The following is a 20,710-nucleotide window of genomic DNA, read 5'->3' on the forward strand; positions in this document are numbered from 1 at the left end:
GGCCGTAATGCGCCTGTCCCGCTTCTTCATCGACCGGCCGATCTTCGCCGGGGTGATCGCCGTCATCATCACGCTGATCGGTGCGATCTCGTACTTCTTCCTGCCGGTCTCCCAATATCCCGAGGTCGTGCCGCCCACCGTCACGGTGGCGGCAACCTACCCCGGCGCCTCGGCCGAGACGGTGGCGGAAACCGTCGCCAACCCGATCGAGCAGGAGATCAACGGGGTCGACGGCATGCTCTACCTCTCGAGCCAGTCGACCGGCGACGGGCGGGTGACGATCACCGTCACTTTCGAGCAGGGCACCGACCTCGACGAGGCGCAGGTGCTGGTGCAGAACCGCGTCGCCATCGCGGAACCCCGCCTGCCGGAGGAAGTCCAGCGCCTGGGCATCGTCACTCGCAAGACGACGCCGGACTTCCTGCTGATCGTCAACCTGATCTCGCCCGACGGCTCGCTCAGCCGCGAGTACATGTCCAACTATGCGCAGACGCGGATCAAGGATCGGCTCGCGCGGATCGAAGGCGTGGGCGACGTGCAATTGTTCGGCAGCCGCGAGCTTGCCATGCGGATCTGGATCGATCCCGGTCGCGCGGCGGCGCTCAACCTGACGGCGGGCGACATCGTCTCCGCCCTGCGCGCGCAGAACGTGCAGGTCGCCGCCGGCGTCCTCGGCCAGCAGCCGAGCCCCGACAGCGCCTTCCAGCTCAACGTCGAGACGCAGGGACGCTTCACCGACCCCGCACAGTTCGGGAATGTCGTGATCCGCACCGATGCCGATGGGCGTCAGGTGCGCGTGAGCGATGTCGCCCGGGTGGAGATCGGCGCGCAGGACTACAGCACCTCGGCCTATCTGAACGACAGCGAATCCGTGATCATTCCGGTCCTGCAGGAGCCGGGCTCCAACGCCCTCGCCTCGGCCGAAGTGGTCAAGGAAACGATGGACGAGCTCGCCGCGGAATTCCCTGCCGGCCTCGAGTACCGCATCGTCTACAACCCGACCGAGTTTATCCAGCAGTCGGTAGATGCGGTGGTGACCACGCTGCTCGAAGCGGTCGTGCTGGTCGTGCTGGTGATCGTCGTCTTCCTGCAGAAGTGGCGCGCCTCGCTGATCCCGGTGCTGGCGATCCCCGTCTCGCTGATCGGCACGTTCGCAGTGCTGGCCGCGCTCGGATACTCGCTCAACAATCTCTCGCTCTTCGGGCTGGTCCTGGCGATCGGCATCGTGGTCGACGACGCGATCGTCGTGGTCGAGAACGTCGAGCGCAACCTGGAGACGGGGATGTCCCCGCTGCAGGCCGCGCGCACCTCGATGGATGAAGTCGGGGCGGCGCTGGTCGCGATCGTGCTGGTGCTCTGCGCCGTGTTCGTGCCGACACTGTTCATCGGCGGCCTGTCGGGCGCGTTCTACCAGCAGTTCGCGGTGACGATCTCGGCGGCGACGGTGATCTCGCTGATCGTTTCGCTGACGCTCTCGCCGGCCCTGTCGGCCGTGCTGCTTCGCCCGCACCAGCACGCCCCCGAGGGCGCCCGCTGGCGCCGGGGGATCGAGCGCGCCGGCGATGCCTTCAACCGCGCCTTCGACCGGTTCAGCGAAAGCTACGGCCGGTGGACGGCGAAGGTGGTCGCCATGCCGCGGCGCATGATGGCCGCCTATGCCGGATTGATCGCACTGACAGGCGCCGCACTGTGGATGACGCCGACCGGCTTCGTACCGCAGCAGGACCAGGCCTACTTCCTGACCGTGGTGCAGCTCCCGGCGGGATCGGCGACCTCGCGCACCGACGCGGTGATGAAGCAGGTCGCCGACCGGGTGCTGCCGATCGACGGGATCGACGGCGTGGTCATGCTATCGGGCTTCGACGGCACGTCCGAGACGCAGTCCGCGAGTTCCGCGGCCGCCTACTGGGTGCTCGACGACTTCGACGAACGCGCGGACAAGGGGCAGACGGTCGACGCGCTGATCGCCGAGGCACAGAAGGCGACCGCCGACATCAGCGAGGCGCGCCTGATGATCGTCAAGCCCCCGGTGATCCGCGGCATCGGCTCGGCCGGCGGCTTCCGCATGATGGTGGAGGACAAGAACGGCCAGGGTTACCGCGAGCTTGAGAAGGTTGCCCAGGAGGTGATCGCACAGGCGAACCAGCAGGAGGGGCTGGCCGGCGTCTACACCTTCTTCGAGACCGGCACGCCGCGCGTGCGCGCCGACATCGATCGCGACAAGGCACAGATCCTCGGCGTTTCCCCGTCCGATATCTTCAACACGTTGCAGATATATCTGGGTTCGGCGTTCATCAACGACTTCAACCTGCTGGGCCGCACCTACCGGGTGACGGCGCAGGCCGACGCGCCATTCCGCGACAATCCGGCGGACATCGCCAATCTCCACATGCGATCCGCCAACGGATCGATGGTGCCGCTTGGCTCGGTCGCGACGCTGACCGACACGACCGGGCCTTATCGGGTGACGCGCTACAACCTTGCCCCCGCGGTCGCCATCGACGGCGACACGGCGCCCGGGTTCTCCACCGGCCAGTCGCTCGAGACGATGGAGGCGGTCGCCGCCGAGGCGCTGTCGCGCGGGTACGACTTCGAATGGACGGGCATAGCCTACCAGCAGAAGTTCGCCGGCAACACCGCCGCGCTGGTCTTCGCGCTCGCCGTGCTGCTCGTCTTCCTCGTGCTCGCGGCGCAGTATGAGAGCCTGGTCATGCCGCTTGCGATCATCCTGATCGTGCCGATGTGCCTGCTCGCCGCGATGATCGGGGTGAACTTGCGCGGGATGGACAACAACGTGCTGACGCAGATCGGCCTGGTCGTGCTGATCGCACTGGCGGCGAAGAACGCGATCCTGATCGTGGAATTCGCTCGCCAGGGCGAGGAGCAGCACGGCCTCTCCCCCGCCCAGGCCGCGGTCGAAGCGGCCAAGACCCGCCTGCGCCCGATCCTGATGACAAGCTTCGCGTTCATCCTCGGCTCGGTGCCGCTGGTGATCGCGACCGGGGCCGGTGCCGAGCTGCGGCAGGCGCTGGGAACGGCAGTGTGCTTCGGTATGCTGGGCGTGACCGGCTTCGGCCTGATCTTCACTCCGACCTTCTACGTCGTCTGCCGCGCCCTGGGCGATCGCATCGCCCGCCTGCGCGGCGACCGCAGCAGCGGCGACTTCGCCCTGCAGCCTGCCGAATAGGTGCCCTGATGAAGTTCCGTTCCCTCGCTCTCTCGACCCTTTCCGCGCTCGCCCTTTCGGGGTGCGCGGTGGGGCCGGACTACGCCCCTACTCCCCCCCGCCCCGCGTCGTCCGGCCCCTTCCTTTCCGCCGGCGACCCGGCGTTCACGCCGGCACCGCTGCCCGCCGACTGGTGGCGTCTCTACGACGACCCCGTGCTCGACTCGCTGGTGCAGGATGCGCTTCGGGCGAACACCGACGTCCGCCAGGCCCTCGCCCGCATCGAGCGGGCACGCGCGGGCCTGCGCGGTGCGCGCGGCGACCGCCTGCCGCAGAGCTCGATCGGCGCCGGCGCGACCTACGGCCAGGTGCCGGAGGGCCAGGTGCCCCCCGGTGCTGACCGGGAGGACTGGTCCTATGACGCCGGGATCGACGTTTCCTACGAAGTCGATCTGTTCGGCCGGGTGAGCCGCGAGATCGAAGCCGCGCAGGCGGACCTCGCGGCGAGCGAGGCCAACGCAGACGCAGTTCGGGTCATGGTCGTCGCCGACACCACCCGCGCCTATGCGGACGCGGCTTCGGGCGCCGAGCGGCTGCGCGTCGCGCGCGAGATCGTGGAGCTGATGAACCAGTCGCTCACGCTCACCCGCAAGCGCTACGAGGCGGGGCTCGAGAGCGGCCTCGCCGTCGCGCGCATCGCCACGCTGCGCGACCAGCGCGCAGCCGAGATCCCCTTGCTCGAAGCCGCGCGTGCCTCCGCCCTGTTCCGTCTCGCCACCCTGACCGGGCGAGCGCCGGCGGAACTGCCGCCGATCGCGGGGGAGCGCAGCATCGTGCTGGAGATCGAGCAGCCGCTGCCGGTCGGCGACGGGGCACAGCTCCTCGCGCGGCGGCCCGACGTGCGCGCGGCCGAGCGGCGCCTCGCCGCGTCGACGGCGCGGATCGGCGTCGCGACCGCCGATCTCTATCCGCGGATCACCTTCGGTGGCTCGGTCGGCTCGACCGGGCCCGACATCGGCGACATCTTCACCGGCGGGCCGCTGCGCTGGCTGCTCGGCCCGCTGCTGAGCTGGACTTTCCCCAACCAGGAACCGGTGCGCGCGCGGATCGACGCAGCCGAGGCTGACACCAAGGGTGCACTGGCTGCCTTCGACGGCGCCGTTCTCATCGCGCTGGAAGAAACCGAGACGGCACTGTCCAACTATGCCCGCGCGATCGAACGCCGCCGCGCGCTGCAATCGGCCAGCGAGGCGGCGGAAAGCGCGTTCCGCATCGTCCGCGCGCAGCAGAACGAGGGACAGATCAACTCGCTCGATCGGCTCGATGCCGAACGCACCCTGGCGGAAACGCGGGCGCAACTCGCCGCGCAGGACGCGGAGGTCTCGCGCGCGCAGATCGACGTCTTCCGTGCGCTCGGCGGCGGATGGTCTGCCGGTTGAGGGGCTGACCGGCGTGATGCAGGGAAGACTTCGGCGATCATAATCGCCTGCCGCACCTCACCCACCCCCAACCCCTCCCGCAAGCGGGAGGGGAGCGAGACTTGCTGAGCCGCAGGCGAAGCTAGTCGCAGCGGGGTGGGCGCGATGCGCCTTTGCAAGCGATAACCACCGAACTTTTTTCGGCGCGATGTCACATCCGGCGGGGGCCATCTCGTCATGGTTGCGGAACCCACAAGGAGAACCGACCATGACTGCCAAGCTTGACCCTTTCGCCGCCGCTCCCGCGCTGATGAAGAACTGGATGGATACGTCCAACCGGATCGCGGGCAGCCTCGAGCCGACGCTGATCGAACTTGTGAAGATCCGCGCGTCGCAGATCAACGGCTGCGCCAACTGCATCAACATGCACACCGCCGAGGCGCGCGCCCAGGGCGAGACCGAGCAGCGGATCTATCTGCTCTCGGCCTGGCAGGAAGCGCCGTGCTATTCCGACCGGGAGCGGGCCGCCCTCGCCTGGACCGAGGCATTGACGCGGCTGTCCGAAGGGCACAGGCATCACGATGCCCTTGAGGCCCTGCAGGCGCAGTTCACCGAGGAGGAGCAGGTGAAGCTCACGCTGATGATCAACGTGATCAACGGTTGGAACCGGCTCGCGGTCGGCTTCGGCCTGTGGCACGAGCCCGCGGCACGGGCGGCAGCGTGACCGGCACGGCACGAGCCAACGAGGCCGCAGCGGGTTTCGACCCGCTGCGGCCGATGCTGCTCCGCCTCGGCTATCGCATGCTCGGCTCGGTCGCCGATGCCGAGGACGTTGTGCAGGAAGCCTTCATCCGCTGGATGCGCGCCGACCGCGCAGACGTGCGCGAGCCCGAGGCCTTCCTGCGCCGGACCGTGACCCGGCTCTGCCTCGACCAGCTCAAGTCCGCCCGGCATCGGCGCGAGACTTACGTCGGGCCGTGGCTGCCCGAACCGATCGTCGAGGAGGAGGCCGATGACGACGTCACTCTGCCGCTGATGCTGGCGCTCGAACGGCTCTCGCCTCTGGAGCGGGCGGCGTTCCTGCTGCACGACGTGTTCGGCCTGTCCTTCGACGAAGTGGCGGCGACGGTGGAGCGCGATACGGCGGCGTGCCGGCAGCTTGCCTCGCGGGCCCGCGCGCACGTCCGCGATGCCCGGCCCCGTTACAAGCTGGAGAAGAAGCGCGGGCTGGAACTGGCCGAAGCTTTCTATGCCGCGTCGCGGAGCGGCGACATGAGCGCGCTCGGCACGCTGCTCGCGGCGGATGTCAGCCTGCACGCCGACGGCGGCGGGAAGCGCCCGGCCGCCCTGGAGACGATCTTCGGGTTCGCCAATGTGATGAAGGTTCACAAGGCACTGGCCGCGTTCTTCACCAAGCGCGGATCGGAGCTCGTGCGGACCGGCTTCATCAGCGGCCTGCCCGGTTTCGTCACGCGCGAGGCCGACGGCGAACTGCAGACGACCGCGTTCGACATCGAGGCCGACCGGATCGTTGCGATCTACGTGATGCGCAACCCGGACAAGCTGAAGCACCTCCACTAGGCTGATCTCTGTGAACGGAATTTCCGTTTATCGCTGTGCTTGACCTAAACCTTACTTGAAGTTTCATAAGCATGTCCTCTGCTCATTTCCGAAGGAGGAACACGATGCATCATCCGCTACGGCTTGGCCTGATCTATGGGAGCGCGCGGCCTGGCCGATTCTGCGATACGATTGCGGCCTGGATCGCCGAGCGCGTGAACGCCGACGGCGGCTTCGAACTCGACCCGATCGATCCCCAGGCCGCCAACATTCCGGCGCTGGTGGAGAAGATCGGGCTGGCCGATGCCTTCATCGTCGCCACGCCCGAATACAACCACAGCTTCCCCGCCCCGCTGAAGGAACTGATCGACGCGGCCCGCGCCGAATGGGAGGCGAAGCCGGTGGCATTCGTCTCCTACGGTGGCCTCTCCGGCGGCTTGCGCGCGGTCGAGCATCTGCGCGGCGTCTTCGCGGAGCTGCACGCAGCCGGCATGAGGGACACGGTGAGCTTCGCGAACGCATGGGAGCAGTTCGATGCGGAAGGACGGCTGCGGCATCCGGAGAGAGCCGAAGCATCGATGCGCCTGATGCTCCGCCGGCTGGTCTGGTGGAGCCTGGCGTTGCAGGAAGCCCGTGCCGCGCGGCCCTATGGAGAGGCAGCATGAGCGAGCTTATGCTTTCGGAACGCCGTTCACCGGCCGTGGACCTTCGCGCCTATTGCGCCCGGATCGGCTATGCAGGGCCGCTCACGCCCACCCTGGGAACCCTTGCTGCCCTGCAGGAACTCCACCCTGCGGCGATCCCGTTCGAGGCGATCGACGTGCTGCTGGACCGAGGCGTCGATCTCGCCCCGGCCGCGGTCGATGCCAAGCTGCTCGGCGCACGGCGCGGCGGGTACTGCTACGAGCACAACGGGCTGTTCAAGCGCGTGCTGGAAGCGATCGGTTTCGAGGTCGAGGGCCTGATCGCGCGGGTCAACTGGATGGCGCCGCCCGATGCGCCGCTGCGCCCGCCGTCGCACATGACGCTCCGCGTCACGATCGGCGGCGAGCCGTGGATGGCGGACGTCGGCTTCGGAAGCTGCGTGCCGACGGCGCCTCTGCGCCTCGACAGCTTCGAGCCGCAGCAGACCGGGCACGAGGCCTTCCGTTTCGTGCCCCTTGCGGGCGAATTGCAACTCGAGGCGCTGATCGAGGACGAATGGCGGTCGAGCTACCGGATCACCGGCGGGCCGCAGATGGACGTCGATTACGAGCTTCCCAACTGGTACACGGCGACCCATCCGAGCTCGCATTTCCGCCATCGGCTGATCGTCACCCGCACCACCCAGGAGGCCCGTCACGTTCTCGCCGGGCGGCGGCTGACGGTGCGCGCGCCCGACGGCACGACCGAGCGCCGCATGCTCACCGCCGACGAGATCGAGCGGGAACTGGCGGAGCGCTTTACCCTGCCGGTGGCGCCGGAATGGAGGCCGGTAATCGAGCGCGCGGCGGCGACTGAGGACTAGCTGCGGCCGTCACTCGCCCGCGTGGACGCGGACCCAGTCGACCTCCATCGTGATCTCGCCCGCCTTGATCCGCTCGACGGTGTCCGCGGGAAGGCCGTTGTACGGTTCCTCGATCCCGTTGGTCTTGAACGGGTAGGCCCCGCCGAGCGCGAAGTTGAGGATCACGAACTTGGGGGTGTCGAAGACCCACTGCCCGTAGTGCTCCACCATGGGCCGCGTGACCCGATAGATGGTGCGGCCGTCGACCGTGAACACGATCTCGCTATCGGACCATTCGACGGCGTAGACGTGCCACTGGGTGACGTCCGTACCATCTTCGAAGAAGTACTTGTTCACCAGCGGGGTCTCACCCGAGTAGCCGGGACCGTGCAGCGCAACGCCGATCCAGTCCTTCTCGCCGACGTATTCTAGGATGTCGATCTCGCCCGTCTCCGGCCAGTTGCCGTTGCCGAGCAACCAGAACGCCGGCCACACCCCTTCGGCATCGGGCATGCGGATTCGGGCGGCGGCGCGGCCGTGAGTGAAGTCGAACTTGCCGCGCGTGTTGATGCGCCCGGAGACGAAGTCGGCCACGCGGCCGGTCGGCGTCTTGAAGCCCTCGCTGAAGCGGGGCTGCAGGACCAGTACGCCGTCTTCCGCGCCGGGCACCGCGCCTGCGGGGAGAAAGCGGATCGTCTCCGGCGAGTCGACGTAGGCCTGCTGCTCGTTGTTGACCCAGAAGTCGGGGCCGACGACGTTCCACTTGTTGCGATCGAGCGAGCCTGCGTTGAACTCGTCGGAGAAGATCAGCGCACCCCCAACCTGCGTTTCCGCGCCTGACCAGCGGGTGCAGTCGGCGTCGCCCTGCCCATCTTCCAGTCGTGCTTCGAGCAGCGTCAGCGCAAGCCCGCGGTCACCGTCTATCCGGACGACGTTGCCGACCGCCTCCAGCGCCTCGCCCTCGGCGAATAGGCAGCGCAGCGGCACGCGCAGCGTGGAAACTTCACCGCGCGGCGCGGTCTCGAGCCAGGACGCCAGCGGGACCGATTGGCCGTGCATCATCAGCCGTGCATCGCCGTTGCCCGGATCGTCCACGCGCATATCGATCCGCAGGACGTCGCCCGCCTCGTGCTGCGCCGATAGATTGGCCGGTGGGCCCTCGATCAGGATCTGGCCAGGCCCGGTCCAGGTGAAGGCCTTGCCGTCTTCCTGCGCGGTCACGTCGACCGAGCGAACCGCGACGGCGCCGCCTGGACTGGCTGCAGCGCCCGGGCCGACCGGGCGCTTGCCGCCAGCGTCGGCCACCGCCAGCATCCAGGGATCCTGCGCCCGCCCGTCGGCGAAGAAGGTCTCCAGATTGAGCGCCTCCGCCAGATCGATGCCGAGGTCCTCCGACAACGGCGGAACGGGTTGCGGCGCCGCGTAGGTCAGGCCGTAGCCGCGCTCGAACAGCGGCTCCGTGACCGGAGAACGCGCGTCGGCGGGCCAGGCGAAGGGCAGCGTGCCGCTAAAGTCCTGCACCGGCTCGCCCGAGCGGCGCGCCACGAGAACGTCGGCAATGCCGTTCGCCTGCGTGCCCGGCAGCCAGGCCGCAACGAAGGCGTCCGACGCGTTGATCTCCGGGCTGGTGAACATCGGGCGGCCCGAAAGGAATATCGAGACCACCGGAATGCCCTGCCCCTTCAAGCGCCGGAGCAGCGCGAGGTCTTCGGCCCCGACGGGTTGGTAATCGAGGGTGGGAACGTCGCCCTGCATCTCCGCATAGGGAGCCTCGCCGAACACGACCACGGCAACGTCCGGGCGGCTCTCGAACGATCCGTCTGCGGACAGCGTGGCCGTTCCGCCGGCGTCGTCTATCGCGCTCGACAGCGCCTGCCATATCGTCTGGCCGTTGGGGAAGTCGGCCTTGGTCACATCTGTGCCCTGCCAACTTATGGTCCAGCCCCCGTTCTGCATGGCCATGTCGTCGGCGCCCGGCCCCGCCACCAGCACCTTCGCGCCGGGGCGGATCGGCAGGACCGATCCGTTGTTCTTCAGCAGGACGAGCGACTTGGCGACCGCCTCGCGCGCCAGGGCCAGATGTTCGGCCGAGCCGATCGCCGAATAGTCCGCGCGCTCGCGCAGCGGATCGTCGAGCAGGCCCAGCTTCGCCTTGACCCGCAGGATGCGGCGCACTGCGTCGTCGATGCGCGCCGCCGGGATCGTGCCGTCGCGCGCCTGGGCAAGCGTGCTGGCGTAGAGCGCCTTCCAGCTATCGGGCGCCATGAACATGTCGAGCCCGGCGTTGATCGCGGCGGCGCACGAGGTGACGGTGCAGCCGGCGACCTGCCCGTGACCGTTCCAGTCGCCCACCACGAAGCCCTCGAAGCCCATGCGCTCCTTCAGCACGTCGGTCAGCAAGCTATGGTTCCCGTGATGCTTGACGCCGTTCCAGCTGGAAAAGCTGGCCATCACCGTCAGCGCTCCCGCCTCGATCGCAACCGGATAGCCCGGGGCGTGAATGCGGACGAGTTCCTCTTCCGAAATCGTGGCATCGCCCTGATCGATCCCGTTGTCGGTACCGCCATCGGCCAGGTAGTGCTTCGCGGTGGCGGCAACCTTGCCGGCCGCCAGATGGCGGCCCGAGGTCAGGTCGCCCTGCAACCCCTGCACCATCGCCTCTGCATAGGCCGCGACCAGTGCCGGGTCGGAGGAATAGCCCTCGTAGGTCCGCCCCCAGCGCGGGTCCTGCGGGACCGCGAGCGTCGGGGCGAAGGTCCACTCGATCCCGCTCGCGGAGATCTCGCGCGCGGTCGCAGCGCCGATGCGGCGGATCAGGTCGACATCATGCGCCGCGCCGAGCCCGATATTGTGCGGAAAGACGGTCGCACCGGGAACGTTGTTGTGGCCGTGAACCGCATCGACGCCGAAGATGATCGGGATCGCCACACCGTTTCCGGAATTGGCGAGCGATGCCGCGCGGAACTCGCGCACGAGCCGATTCCAGTCCGCGGCGCTCGCGCGTTCGTTGCCATAGGGCCCGCTGTTGCCGCCCGCGAGGATCGAACCGACCGGGTACTCGGCAAGATCGGCCGGCTGGATCGCGCTGATGTCGGCCTGAATGAGCTGCCCGACTTTCTGCTCCAGCGTCATCCGCCTGAGCAAATCGTCGATCCGCTCCTCGGTCGAAGGATCGGTCAGCGCATCGGGCGACGAAGCGGCCGGCCACAGCCGTGGATCGGCCTGGGCCCGCGCCGTGGAGTCCGATACTGCGTCCTGCGCCATGGCGCCCGCACAGGCCGTAACCAGCAGGCCCAATGCCGCCATTCCAATGCGCCAGTTCATCCCGATCCTCTCCCGATGCGAATGTCTTTTGAAGTTGGCGCGCGTCAGACCGGCGGCGGAGCGGTCGAGCTCCGTTCGATCAGCGCGCCCGATACGGTCACGAAGTCTGCGAAATGCAGGCTGAAGCCGGCCAGCGTAACCTCCCCTATACCTATCGGCGGAGTGGCCCCGCTCGCTTACGAACTGTCCCTACACGCAGTTGTGATCGTTCTCAAGAACAAATGAACGTTCACAGGAATTGAGCGCAACGTGATAGCCGACGCGCTGCCGATGGCCAGGCTGAGCGGAGAAATCGGCGGGATCGAGAAATCGATTCGCTACCTCGCCGGTGTGATGCCCACGCACGGCGATTATCTGAAAAGCTATTGTCCCGTCCCGGACGCATGATGCCGCCTCTCCCACAGCGACGTTGACCGCGGAGGGAAAAGCGTTTCGAACGAGACGTGCGACGTCGCAAACGGAACCCGAATCGCGGGTCCGCGATCTCGCACATGGGAGAACGCCGTCATGATCCGAAATGCCCGCGGTCCGTCGATCGCAATGGAACGGGCCTGACAGGCCGCACGATCGTTCGTCGATGACCTCCGGACATACGAACAGCATGCCCCTGGCGGCGCCATCCCTTCCAGCGAATGATGGGAAGGATGCCGTTCGGCCCACGCTGCAGTCCGCTCGCTTCCTCTACCTCTACGCGCTTGCCGCCGCGGGCGGCGCGGTCGCCTACGTTCCCTTCCTGACGATTCTTCTCCCGGTCAGGGTGTCCTCGCTCGCCGGCGACGATGCGGTTTCCGTGCTCGCCTACGCCGCCTTCGCCGGGGCGACCGCGGCGAGCCTGGCGAACATCGCCTTCGGCTGGCTCAGCGACCGGACCGGCGATCGCCGACCGTGGATCGTCGCGGGGCTCGTCCTGTCCTGCCTGCTGCTGCTGTCGGTGAGGACGGCGACCAGCGTGCCGGTGCTGGTCGCGGTCATCGTAGTCTGGCAGATCTGCCTCAACATGATGCTGGCGCCGCTCGCGGCATGGGCGGGAGACCTGGTGCCCGACAGCCAGAAAGGCTTGCTGGGCGGCCTCCTCTCCTTCGCGCCGGCGCTCGGCGCGTTGTCGGGCGCACTGGTCACTTTGCCGGCGATGGCCTCGCCGGACGAGAGGCTCGGCCTCGTCGCGGCCATGGTCGTAGGCCTGGTCCTGCCCGCGCTTCTGTTCGGCGCCCCCCGCCCCATGCCGCAGCTCATGGCGCGGCGGGAACCCGAGGACGCCGGCGAGAGCAAGGCCGCAGCCGGCGGAACGGCGGTTGCGCGGATGTGGCTGGCGCGCCTGCTCGTCCAGATCGCCGAGGCCATGCTGTTCGCATATCTGCTGCTCTGGTTCCGCAGCATCGAACCCGGCTACAGCGACAACGACACCGCCACGCTGCTTTTCATCGTGCTCGGCGTCGGCGTGCCCCTGGCGCTGCTGACCGGCCGCTGGTCCGATCGGGCCGACCGGCCGATCGCCCCTTTGGCGCTTGGCGCCGGCATTGCGGCTGTCGGACTGCTGATCATGGCGCTTGCACCCTCGCTGACCCTGGCGATCGCCGGCTATGTGATCTTCGGCCTCGCCAGCACGGTGTTCCTCGCGCTCCATTCCAGCCAGACCCTGCGTGTCCTGACCAGGCCCCGGACGCGGGGGCGCGATCTCGGGCTGTTCAACCTGACGAACACCGTACCCTCGCTCATCATGCCGTGGTTTGCGCTGGCGCTGGTGCCGGCCTTCGGCTTTGCCGCGCTCTTCCTGCTGCTCTCCGGACTGGCGCTGCTCGCGTGCATTCTGCTGCTGAGCATATCGCGGCGGACCTGACGCGGCTCCCCGCGGGGTTCAGGCCTCGAGATCGCGCAAGCTGCGGCCGCGCGTCTCGCGCCCCGCCCAGGCGACGAGCCCGCCCGAGGCAGCCATTGGGACCAGCAGCGCCAATGCCGCCCCGCCCAAGGTCGGGATGAGGCCCACCAGCGCGAAGACCTGAACGGCGACGCCGCCGAACTTGCTGCTCCCGGCGATGAGCCCCGTCGCCCGGCCCCGCATGCCGAGCGGGTAGTTCTCGGCGGTATAGGGCAGGAGCACCGCGATCATCCCGTTGGTGCCCATGATCAGCATGGCGATCACCGCGAGCAACAGCGGCTCCCACGAAAGCAGCTCCGGCGGAAGCAACGCCCCGACCAGCCCGATCAGCGTGAGCGCGATCGTCCCCACCAGAGTCCACTTGCTGCTCCAGCGGCTGTAGAGCCAGGCGGCCAGCATCACGGTCGGCAGCGCGACCAGCGCCGAACTCGCGATCGTCCCGCTCGCCAGTTCGGCCGAATAACCGCGCGCCTGCAGGTCGCTCGGCAGCCACAACAGCAGGCCGAAGTTCACGAAGCTCCACGACAGCGCCGCGATCGCGAGCGCGAGCATCAGGCGCCCATGCCGCTGATGCGCGATTGGCGCGTCCGCGGGCGGCGGTGCGCGGTCGCGAGGCACGATTCCGAATTTCCGCTGCATCCGCGCAAGCTCGGCGTGGCGTCCCTGCTCCGCCAGGAACCGGGGGGATTCGGGAATGAGCCGTGCCAGCGCCAGCAGGAGAATGCCGGTCGGGAATCCCTGGAGCCACAGCGCCCGCCAGCCGAACACGGGCTCGAAGACGTGGGCCGCGGCGCTCGCGGCGAGATAGCCGCCCACGAGACCGGTCCCGCCCACCAGGACCAGCACCCAGCTCCTGTGCCGGGGCGGCATGACTTCAGCGAGCAGCGCATAGACCACCGGCAGCATACCGCCGGCGGAGACGCCCATCAGAAAGCACATGACGAGGTTCCACTCGAACGCCGGCATGGCGCCGCAGATCGACGTCGAGACGAACAGGATGGTGGACAGCAGGATCGAGACCCGCCGCCCGTAGACGTCGGCGAGCCAGCCCCAGATGAAGGATCCCACGGTCGTCCCGATCAGCGCGATCAGGGGCAGCAGCGCGGCGGTCGATGCGGTGATTCCGTACTCGCCGATCATCCCCGGCAGCACGAAACCGAGCGTCGCCGGCTTCATCACGTCGATCACGAGCCCGAGGGTGAGGACGAGTAGCACGCCGGCATGCCAGCGGTTGAGCGGCGTCGAATCGGGCGCCTCGTAACTGGTCCCGGCATCGTCGGCGTGCCTCGGCCTCCGCTTCGGCAGCGCGCCGTAACAGGCGAGCGGAGCGCCGATCGCGATCAGCGCCATCCCGAGGTACATCCACGGGTCCATCGCCATGCCGGCCAGATGGTTGCCCATGGCATGGGCATGCCCCAGCATCGGCAGGTGGAGCAGCACCCCCGCACTGATCGCAGCGCATCCGGCCCAGAACCAGGCCCCGCGCTCACCGATGACCGAACCCGGCCGTCCCCCCACCTCGTCCATAACTGCGCGCCTAAGCCGCTTTGAGCCCGGCATCAATGGCGCGCGGAAGGGCGAGAGCGCTACCCTACCAGTCCACCGGCTCCTGCGGGTGGTGGGGGACGAGGATCAGCGTGTTGTCTTCCACGCGCCACGACTGGAGGCGCGAGAGCAGGTTCATGCCGATCACGCTGGTTTCGCCGAGGTTCGGGGCGATTACCGCGTCGAGTCCGCGGGCCGCGACGTTGCCGAAGCGCAGGTCGTCGATCGTGGTAATGTCGGCCGAGATCGTACCGTTGGCGGTGTTGAGCCGCACGGGAATGCCGCCGGTGCGCGGCTCGAGGCCGACGCGGTCGGCGACTTGCGTGGACACCGCCGTCAGCGTCGCACCCGTGTCCACCATGAAGGCGACCGGCTCTCCGTTCACTTCGGCGCGGAGCCAGAAATGGCCGTCGGGCGCGAGGGGAATGCGGGTCTCGCCGCCCTCCACCACCTGTTCGGGCAAGCCGATCTGCGGCACGGCGAGCTCGATCCGCGGATCGAAGCGCGAAAGCTGGAGCACGAGCACGACCAGGATGCCGCCCAGTGCGAGCGTGCTCAGGCGCCGGATGAACAGCCCGAACGGCACGTCGCGCCGCGCCATGATCGAACCGGCCCAGCCGGCGAGGAGCGCGGCAACGGTCGCCAGCAGGAGGCCGGAACGCGGAACTTCCGCGATCACTCCGGCGACAGCATTGAAAAGGGCGTCGAGATCCACGTCGGGGATATAGGGGTTCACCGCCGCCGGTTCCATGCCGAACGTTCGAGGCGATGTGGAAGCAGTCGGCCGGGCAGGATCAGGGCGCGCTGCGCGGAATGGTCGCTTCGGCGAGGATCAGGGAAAAGCGCTCTCCGCCGTCGGTCCAGCGGGATACCGGGGTCCACTGGCCGGCCAGCAGCAGGGCGTTGGCGCTGCGCCGGGAGAACTTGTGGCTGTTCTCCGTATGGATCGTCTCGCCCTTCGCGAGCGAGAACGTCTCGCCGGCGGCCTCGAAGGTCATGTCGCGCTGCGCCTCCAGGTGCATCTCGATCCGCGCGAAATCGTCGTTCCAGCGCGCGACGTGGCGCAAGTCGTCGACCGGGATCGTGCCGCCGAGCTCCCGATTGATCCGCCGTGCGAGGTTGAGGTTGAACTCGGCCGTCACGCCGGCGGCATCGTCGTAGGCGGCTTCGAGCACCGCCGGGTCCTTGATCAGGTCCATGCCGATCAGCAGCTTCGCGCCGGCCCCCAGCGTCGCCCGCATCGTGCGCAGGAGGTCGACTGCCGTGCGCGGAACCATGTTGCCGATCGTCGAGCCGGGGAAGAAGCCGAGCTTGGGCATCGCCTCCACCGCTTCGGGCAGGGCGACCTTCCGCATGAAGTCGGCCTCCACCGGGTACACCGGCAGGCCGGGAAACTTGGCCGCAAGTTCGCCCGCCGCCATGCGCAGGAAGTCGCCCGCAATGTCGAGCGGCACGTATGCGGCAGGCTCGATCGCGCGCAGCAGCAGCGGCGTCTTGACCGAACTGCCGCTGCCGAATTCGACGACCGCGCGGCCGGGGCCGATCTCCCTTGCGAACTCCGCACTGCGCGTGGTCAGTATCTCGGTCTCGGCGCGGGTCGGGTAGTATTCCTCCAGCCGCGTGATGTCCTCGAACAGCTGCGATCCGGCTTGGTCGTAGAGCCAGCGCGCGGGCACCGCCTTCTGCGGCTGCCGCAGCCCGGCGAGAACGTCGGTGCCGAACGCCCGGTCGACCCCGTCTCCGTCGAAATCGACGAGCGTCATCCCCTCCTGTGCGGCCATCAAATATCCCTAGCGAGCCGCAAGCCGGTGAACTGCCAGCGCTGGTGCGGATAGAAGAAGTTTCGGTAGCTGGCGCGCGAATGGCCGCGCACGGTGGCGCAGCTCGCGCCTTTCAGGACGAACTGACCGCTCATGAACTTGCCGTTGTATTCGCCGACCGCGCCCGCCGCCGGTGCGAAGCGCGGATAGGGCAGATAGGCCGAGCGGGTGAACTGCCAGCAGTCGCCGAACAGCTCGGTTCCGCCGATGGGGAGCGGCGGGGCGGCCCACGAAGCGGGATCGTCGAGCTGGTGGCCGCCGGCCGAATCGTGCGCGGGCGCATCGCCTTCGTGCTGGCCGCGAGCGATCGCTTCCCACTCGAACTCGGTCGGCAGGCGCGCGCCGGCCCAGGTGGCGAAGGCATCCGCCTCGTAGTAGGAGATGTGGGTGACCGGCGTCTCCGGGTCGCGCGGCTGCCAGCCGGCATGGGTGAACTGCTCCCCCTCGCGCCAGTAGAGCGGCGCCTCCACCGCGTGCCGGTTGACCCAGGCCCATCCGTCGGAGAGCCACAGCCGCGCCTCGCGGTAGCCGCCGTCGGCGATGAATTCGTCCCATTCGCGGTTGGTGACGAGGCGGCGGGCGAGCGCGAAGGGTTCGAGCAGGACGCGGTGGCGCGGGCCCTCGTTGTCGAAGGCGAAGCCCTCTCCGTCATGGCCGATCAGCGCGACGCCGCCGGGGTGGGTGCGCCAGCCGGAACCGTCGTCCGCGGGCTGCCTGAGATCCTCGCCTGCGCGGGGACTGGGTGAGGTCGGCCACATCGCTGGGCCGAGCGGGTTCTGGAACAGCGCGTGCTTGATGTCCGTCAGCAGCAGTTCCTGATGCTGCTGCTCGTGCGCGATTCCGAGCGCGATCAGCGGGGCGCAATCGGGATCGTCGAGCAGACCCTCCATCGCCGCGTCGACATGCGCACGCCATTCAAGGATCTCGGTGGTCGTCGGGCGCGAAAGCATTCCGCGCCGGCCGCGTGCCACCCGCTCGCCTTCCGCCTCGTAGTAGGAGTTGAACAGGTAAGGCCAATCCTCGCGATAGAGCCGGTAACCCGAACCATGATCGCGCAGAAGGAACGTCTCCCAGAACCAGGTCGTGTGCGCGAGGTGCCACTTGGCCGGCGAGGCATCTTCCATCGACTGGATCGTCGCATCGGCGTCCGACAGGGGCGCGGCAAGCGCTTCGGTCAGCGTGCGCGTACAGCGGAAATCGCCGGCCAGGTTCGACGCGTTCTCCGCTCGAGGGGCCGCTTCGGGCTGGGGCACGGAACTCTCCTGTCGCTACCAGTCCGCAGCGATGATGACGCAAATGGCCGGCGAATGAAAGGGTCGGGATGACAGCCATTGTGGTGAAGTCGGGATAGCGAAACTTCGCCGGCAGACGCGCGAAATCGTCCACCCACGACGGAGGAGTCGGAGAGGTATTCACCCGACGGCCCTTTGCCATTATCGTCGCTTTGGGGAAATTGGGGGGGTTCAATGAAATATCTGATCGCATTCCTATTTGCGTTGGGCGCGAGCGCTCCGGCTCTTGCCCATTGGCACGAGGCGCAATCGGAACACTTCGTCGTCTATGCCGACGACAGCGCCGAGGACGTGAAGAAATTCGCCGAGATGCTCGAGCGTTACCATTCGGCCTTGCGTGTCCTGATCCAGCGCGACACCCCTCCGCCGAGCCCGTCGAACCGGCTCACGATCTTTGCCGTCGGCAGCGAGCGCGATGTGCGCAAGCTCGTCGGAGAGGACGCGCGCAACGTGGCGGGGTTCTATATTCCGCGCGCCGGCGGGTCACGCGCCTTCGTGCCGGACGTGCGCATTTCGCACGGAGACCCGCATTTCTCGTTTATCGTGCTCCTTCACGAGTACGCGCACCATTTTCTGATCGGCAGTTCGCGCTACGCAATGCCGCGCTGGCTGAGCGAAGGCGCGGCGGAATTCTTCGCGTCGAGCCGATTCCCGCGGGACGGTTCGATCCAGATCGGGCGCCCCGCCTACCACCGCGCGGGCGAGTTGTATTATGCTGCGGACGTCACCGTCGAGGAGCTTCTCGATCACGAGCTTTACGAACAGAACCGCGGCAAAGGCTACGACGCATTCTACGGCCGCGCCTGGGCGCTTTACCATTACCTGACTTTCTCGGAGGAACGGAGAGGCCAGTTGACGCAATACTGGCAAAGGATCGCCGACGGCACTGCTGCGAGAGCGGCAGGCGAACAGGTCTTTGGAGATCTCGACGCGCTGGAGCGCGAACTCGACTCCTACTTGCGGCAACGGCGGATCCACACGTTCAACCTGAAGCCGGAGCTGGTTCCTATCGGAACCGTCACGGTACGCCGGCTGAGCGACGGTATGGACAAGGCGATGCCGCTGCGCATTCGCTCGCAGCGCGGGGTGACGCGCGAAAAGGCGCTGGAACTGTTGCCGGACGCGCGCGAGGTGGCCGCGCGCTATCCCGACGACGCCGGCGTCCTCGCCATGCTGGCGGAGGCGGAGCATGACGCGGGCAACGACGCGGAAGCGATCGCCGCCGCCGACCGCGCGATCGCAATCGATCCGGCGATCGAGAACGCCTACGTGCAGAAGGGGCTGTCGCTGTTCCGCATCGCCAGCGAGGCGGACGACCCCGACGCCGCCTATGCGGCCGCGATGGTGCCGTTCAGCGAGCTGAACAAGCTCGAGAACGATCATCCTTTGCCGCTGATCTATTACTATCGCAGCTTTCTTGAGCGCGGCGAGACGCCGACCGAGACCGCGAAGCATGCGCTCGAACGGGCTGCCGAGCTCGCGCCGTTCGATCGCGACTTGGCGCTGAATGCCGCGGTCATGCAGATGGGCGAAGGCAAGATCGAGCTCGCCCGCTACAACCTCAAGCCGGTCGCCTCCGATCCGCACGCCGGCGGCATGGCAGACCAGGCGCGCGCTCTGTTGGAGAAGCTCGACGGCGTGGAAGAGGGGACCGCATTACTGGGCGGCGAGCTGTGGAGCGATCCAGAGACGGCCGCGAGCGATATGCCCGCGGAACCTGCCGAAGAGGCACTGCGAAACTAAGCGCGCAAGGCCGGCGACGGCGCCTCATTCTGCGTCGCCCCGCGGGTGCGGGAATCGTCTGAGGGCAGCTAGGCCGCGTCGGCCTGGCGGCCGCCTGCCTCCAGCCGGATCATGTCGGCGAGGAGGAAGGCGAGTTCCAGCGACTGTGCGGCGTTGAGGCGCGGGTCACAGTGGGTGTGGTAGCGGTCGCCCAGCGCCTCGTCGGTGATCGCAATCGCGCCGCCGGTGCATTCGGTCACGTCCTGCCCGGTCATCTCGATGTGGATGCCGCCCGCGTGGGTGCCCTCGGCGCGGTGGACCGCGAAAAAGCCCTTCACTTCGGTCAGGATGCGGTCGAACGGCCGCGTCTTGAAGCCGCTGTCCGACTTCACGACGTTGCCGTGCATCGGATCGCAGCTCCACACCACCGGATGCCCTTCCCGCGTGATCGCACGGATGAGGCGCGGCAGGCCGGCTTCGACCTTGTCATGCCCGAAGCGGCTGATCAGCGTGATCCGCCCCGGCTCGCGCGCGGGGTTGAGCGTGTCGAGCAGGGTCAGCAGGTCGTCCGGCTCCAGGCTCGGCCCGCACTTGAGGCCGAGCGGGTTGCCGATACCCCGCGCGAATTCGATGTGGGCGCTGCCGGGGAACCGCGTCCGGTCGCCGATCCAGACCATGTGCGCGCTGGTGTCGTACCAGTCGCCGGTCAGCGAGTCCTGCCGCGACATCGCCTGCTCGTAGGGCAGCAGCAGCGCCTCGTGGCTGGTGTAGAAACTCGTGCCCTTGAGCTGCGGCACGGTCGCCGGATCGATCCCGCAGGCCTCCATGAAATCGAGCGCCTCGCCGATCCGGTCGGCGGTCTCGGCGAACTTCTGCGCCCACGGACTGCGACCCATGAAATCGAGTGTCCACTGGTGGACCTGGCGCAGGTTGGCGTAGCCGCCGCCCGCAAAGGCGCGCAGCAGGTTCAGCGTCGCCGCGGCCTGCGAATAGGCACGCACCATGCGCTGCGGATCGTTGCGGCGGCTTTCCGGGTTGAATTCGATGCCGTTGACGTTGTCGCCAAGGTAGCTCGGCAACGTCACCCCATCCTTGGTTTCCGTCGGCGCGCTGCGCGGCTTGGCGAACTGGCCCGCCATCCGGCCGACCTTCACCACCGGCAGCTTGCCGGCGAACGTCAGCACGACCGCCATCTGCAGCAGCACGCGGAACGTGTCGCGAATATTGTTCGGGTGGAACTCGGCGAAGCTCTCGGCACAGTCGCCGCCCTGGATCAGGAAGCCCTCGCCCCGCGCGACCCCGGCAAGCTCGTCCTTGAGCGCGCGCGCCTCACCCGCGAACACGAGCGGCGGGTAGGTGCCGAGCGTAGCTTCCGCATCCGCGAGCGCCTGCGCATCCTCGTAGTGCGGCAGGTGCCGTGCTTCGTGCGCCTTCCAGCTATCGGGATTCCAGTTGCGAGCCACGTGCCGATCTTTCCGTATTTGCAAGGCCGCGCATTGAA

15 protein-coding genes are annotated in these 20,710 nt (G+C 68.0%); 9 read left to right on the plus strand and 6 right to left on the minus strand.

The genetic code is table 11. The features are described from left to right. The first annotated feature begins 7 nt into the window (after positions 1-7). From AC3A5N_RS01245 to AC3A5N_RS01270, 6 genes are all read left to right on the plus strand, one after another. Positions 8-3,187: an efflux RND transporter permease subunit gene (locus tag AC3A5N_RS01245; protein WP_487735493.1), complete on the plus strand. Its 3,180-nt coding sequence runs from the start codon at positions 8-10 to the stop codon at positions 3,185-3,187. Between the two features lie 8 nt (positions 3,188-3,195). Further along, a complete protein-coding gene (locus tag AC3A5N_RS01250) occupies positions 3,196-4,605 on the plus strand; it encodes an efflux transporter outer membrane subunit (RefSeq protein WP_487735494.1) in 1,410 nt (469 codons plus the stop codon). A 247-nt stretch (positions 4,606-4,852) separates the two neighbouring features. Beyond that, positions 4,853-5,308, plus strand: a complete 456-nt coding sequence (locus AC3A5N_RS01255; RefSeq protein WP_487735495.1) for a carboxymuconolactone decarboxylase family protein — start codon at positions 4,853-4,855, stop codon at positions 5,306-5,308. Continuing rightward, positions 5,275-6,165 carry a sigma-70 family RNA polymerase sigma factor gene (locus AC3A5N_RS01260; RefSeq protein ID WP_487735496.1) on the plus strand — a complete coding sequence of 297 codons (891 nt, stop codon included), beginning with the start codon at positions 5,275-5,277 and terminating at the stop codon, positions 6,163-6,165. Before AC3A5N_RS01255 ends, AC3A5N_RS01260 begins: the two co-directional genes overlap by 34 nt. A 104-nt stretch (positions 6,166-6,269) precedes the next feature. Further along, positions 6,270-6,809, plus strand: coding sequence for an NADPH-dependent FMN reductase (locus tag AC3A5N_RS01265; protein WP_487735497.1), 540 nt, complete (start codon positions 6,270-6,272; stop codon positions 6,807-6,809). Then, complete coding sequence (locus AC3A5N_RS01270; RefSeq protein ID WP_487735498.1) at positions 6,806-7,651, plus strand: arylamine N-acetyltransferase family protein; 846 nt, start codon at positions 6,806-6,808, stop codon at positions 7,649-7,651. The genes AC3A5N_RS01265 and AC3A5N_RS01270 overlap by 4 nt, the downstream gene beginning before the upstream one ends. Positions 7,652-7,660: 9 nt before the next feature. On the opposite strand, the gene AC3A5N_RS01275 is transcribed toward AC3A5N_RS01270, so the two are convergent. Further along, complete coding sequence (locus AC3A5N_RS01275) at positions 7,661-10,954, minus strand: glycoside hydrolase family 3 N-terminal domain-containing protein (RefSeq protein WP_487735499.1); 3,294 nt, start codon at positions 10,952-10,954, stop codon at positions 7,661-7,663. A 249-nt stretch (positions 10,955-11,203) separates the two neighbouring features. Between AC3A5N_RS01275 and AC3A5N_RS01280 the strand changes: the two genes are divergently transcribed. Then, positions 11,204-11,341 (plus strand): hypothetical protein, encoded by a 138-nt coding sequence (locus AC3A5N_RS01280; RefSeq protein WP_487735500.1) that lies wholly within the window; start codon positions 11,204-11,206, stop codon positions 11,339-11,341. Positions 11,342-11,531: 190 nt separating this feature from the next. Then, entirely contained in the window at positions 11,532-12,791 is a 1,260-nt protein-coding gene (locus AC3A5N_RS01285) for an MFS transporter (RefSeq protein ID WP_487735501.1), read from the plus strand. Between the two features lie 18 nt (positions 12,792-12,809). Here AC3A5N_RS01285 and AC3A5N_RS01290 read toward each other — a convergent pair whose 3' ends face one another. The 4 genes from AC3A5N_RS01290 to egtB all read right to left on the minus strand — a co-directional run bounded on the left by AC3A5N_RS01290 (position 12,810) and on the right by egtB (position 17,448). Further along, complete coding sequence (locus AC3A5N_RS01290; RefSeq protein ID WP_487735502.1) at positions 12,810-14,357, minus strand: MFS transporter; 1,548 nt, start codon at positions 14,355-14,357, stop codon at positions 12,810-12,812. 64 nt (positions 14,358-14,421) lie between these two features. After that, a complete protein-coding gene (locus AC3A5N_RS01295) occupies positions 14,422-15,126 on the minus strand; it encodes a retropepsin-like aspartic protease family protein (protein WP_487735503.1) in 705 nt (234 codons plus the stop codon). A gap of 43 nt (positions 15,127-15,169) precedes the next feature. After that, the gene (gene egtD, locus AC3A5N_RS01300; RefSeq protein WP_487735504.1) at positions 15,170-16,156 is read right to left on the minus strand and encodes an L-histidine N(alpha)-methyltransferase; all 987 of its coding nucleotides are present in this window, start codon (positions 16,154-16,156) and stop codon (positions 15,170-15,172) included. Beyond that, positions 16,156-17,448: an ergothioneine biosynthesis protein EgtB gene (egtB, locus tag AC3A5N_RS01305; RefSeq protein ID WP_487735505.1), complete on the minus strand. Its 1,293-nt coding sequence runs from the start codon at positions 17,446-17,448 to the stop codon at positions 16,156-16,158. The genes egtD and egtB overlap by 1 nt, the downstream gene beginning before the upstream one ends. Before the next feature lie 213 nt (positions 17,449-17,661). Between egtB and AC3A5N_RS01310 the strand changes: the two genes are divergently transcribed. Then, positions 17,662-19,230 carry a DUF1570 domain-containing protein gene (locus AC3A5N_RS01310; RefSeq protein WP_487735506.1) on the plus strand — a complete coding sequence of 523 codons (1,569 nt, stop codon included), beginning with the start codon at positions 17,662-17,664 and terminating at the stop codon, positions 19,228-19,230. 68 nt (positions 19,231-19,298) lie between these two features. Here the strand turns inward: AC3A5N_RS01310 and AC3A5N_RS01315 are convergent, their stop codons facing one another. Next, the gene (locus AC3A5N_RS01315; RefSeq protein ID WP_487735507.1) at positions 19,299-20,672 is read right to left on the minus strand and encodes a class II 3-deoxy-7-phosphoheptulonate synthase; all 1,374 of its coding nucleotides are present in this window, start codon (positions 20,670-20,672) and stop codon (positions 19,299-19,301) included. Positions 20,673-20,710: the final 38 nt, after the last annotated feature.

The organism is Pelagerythrobacter sp. Soil_C_18, from assembly GCF_057657235.1.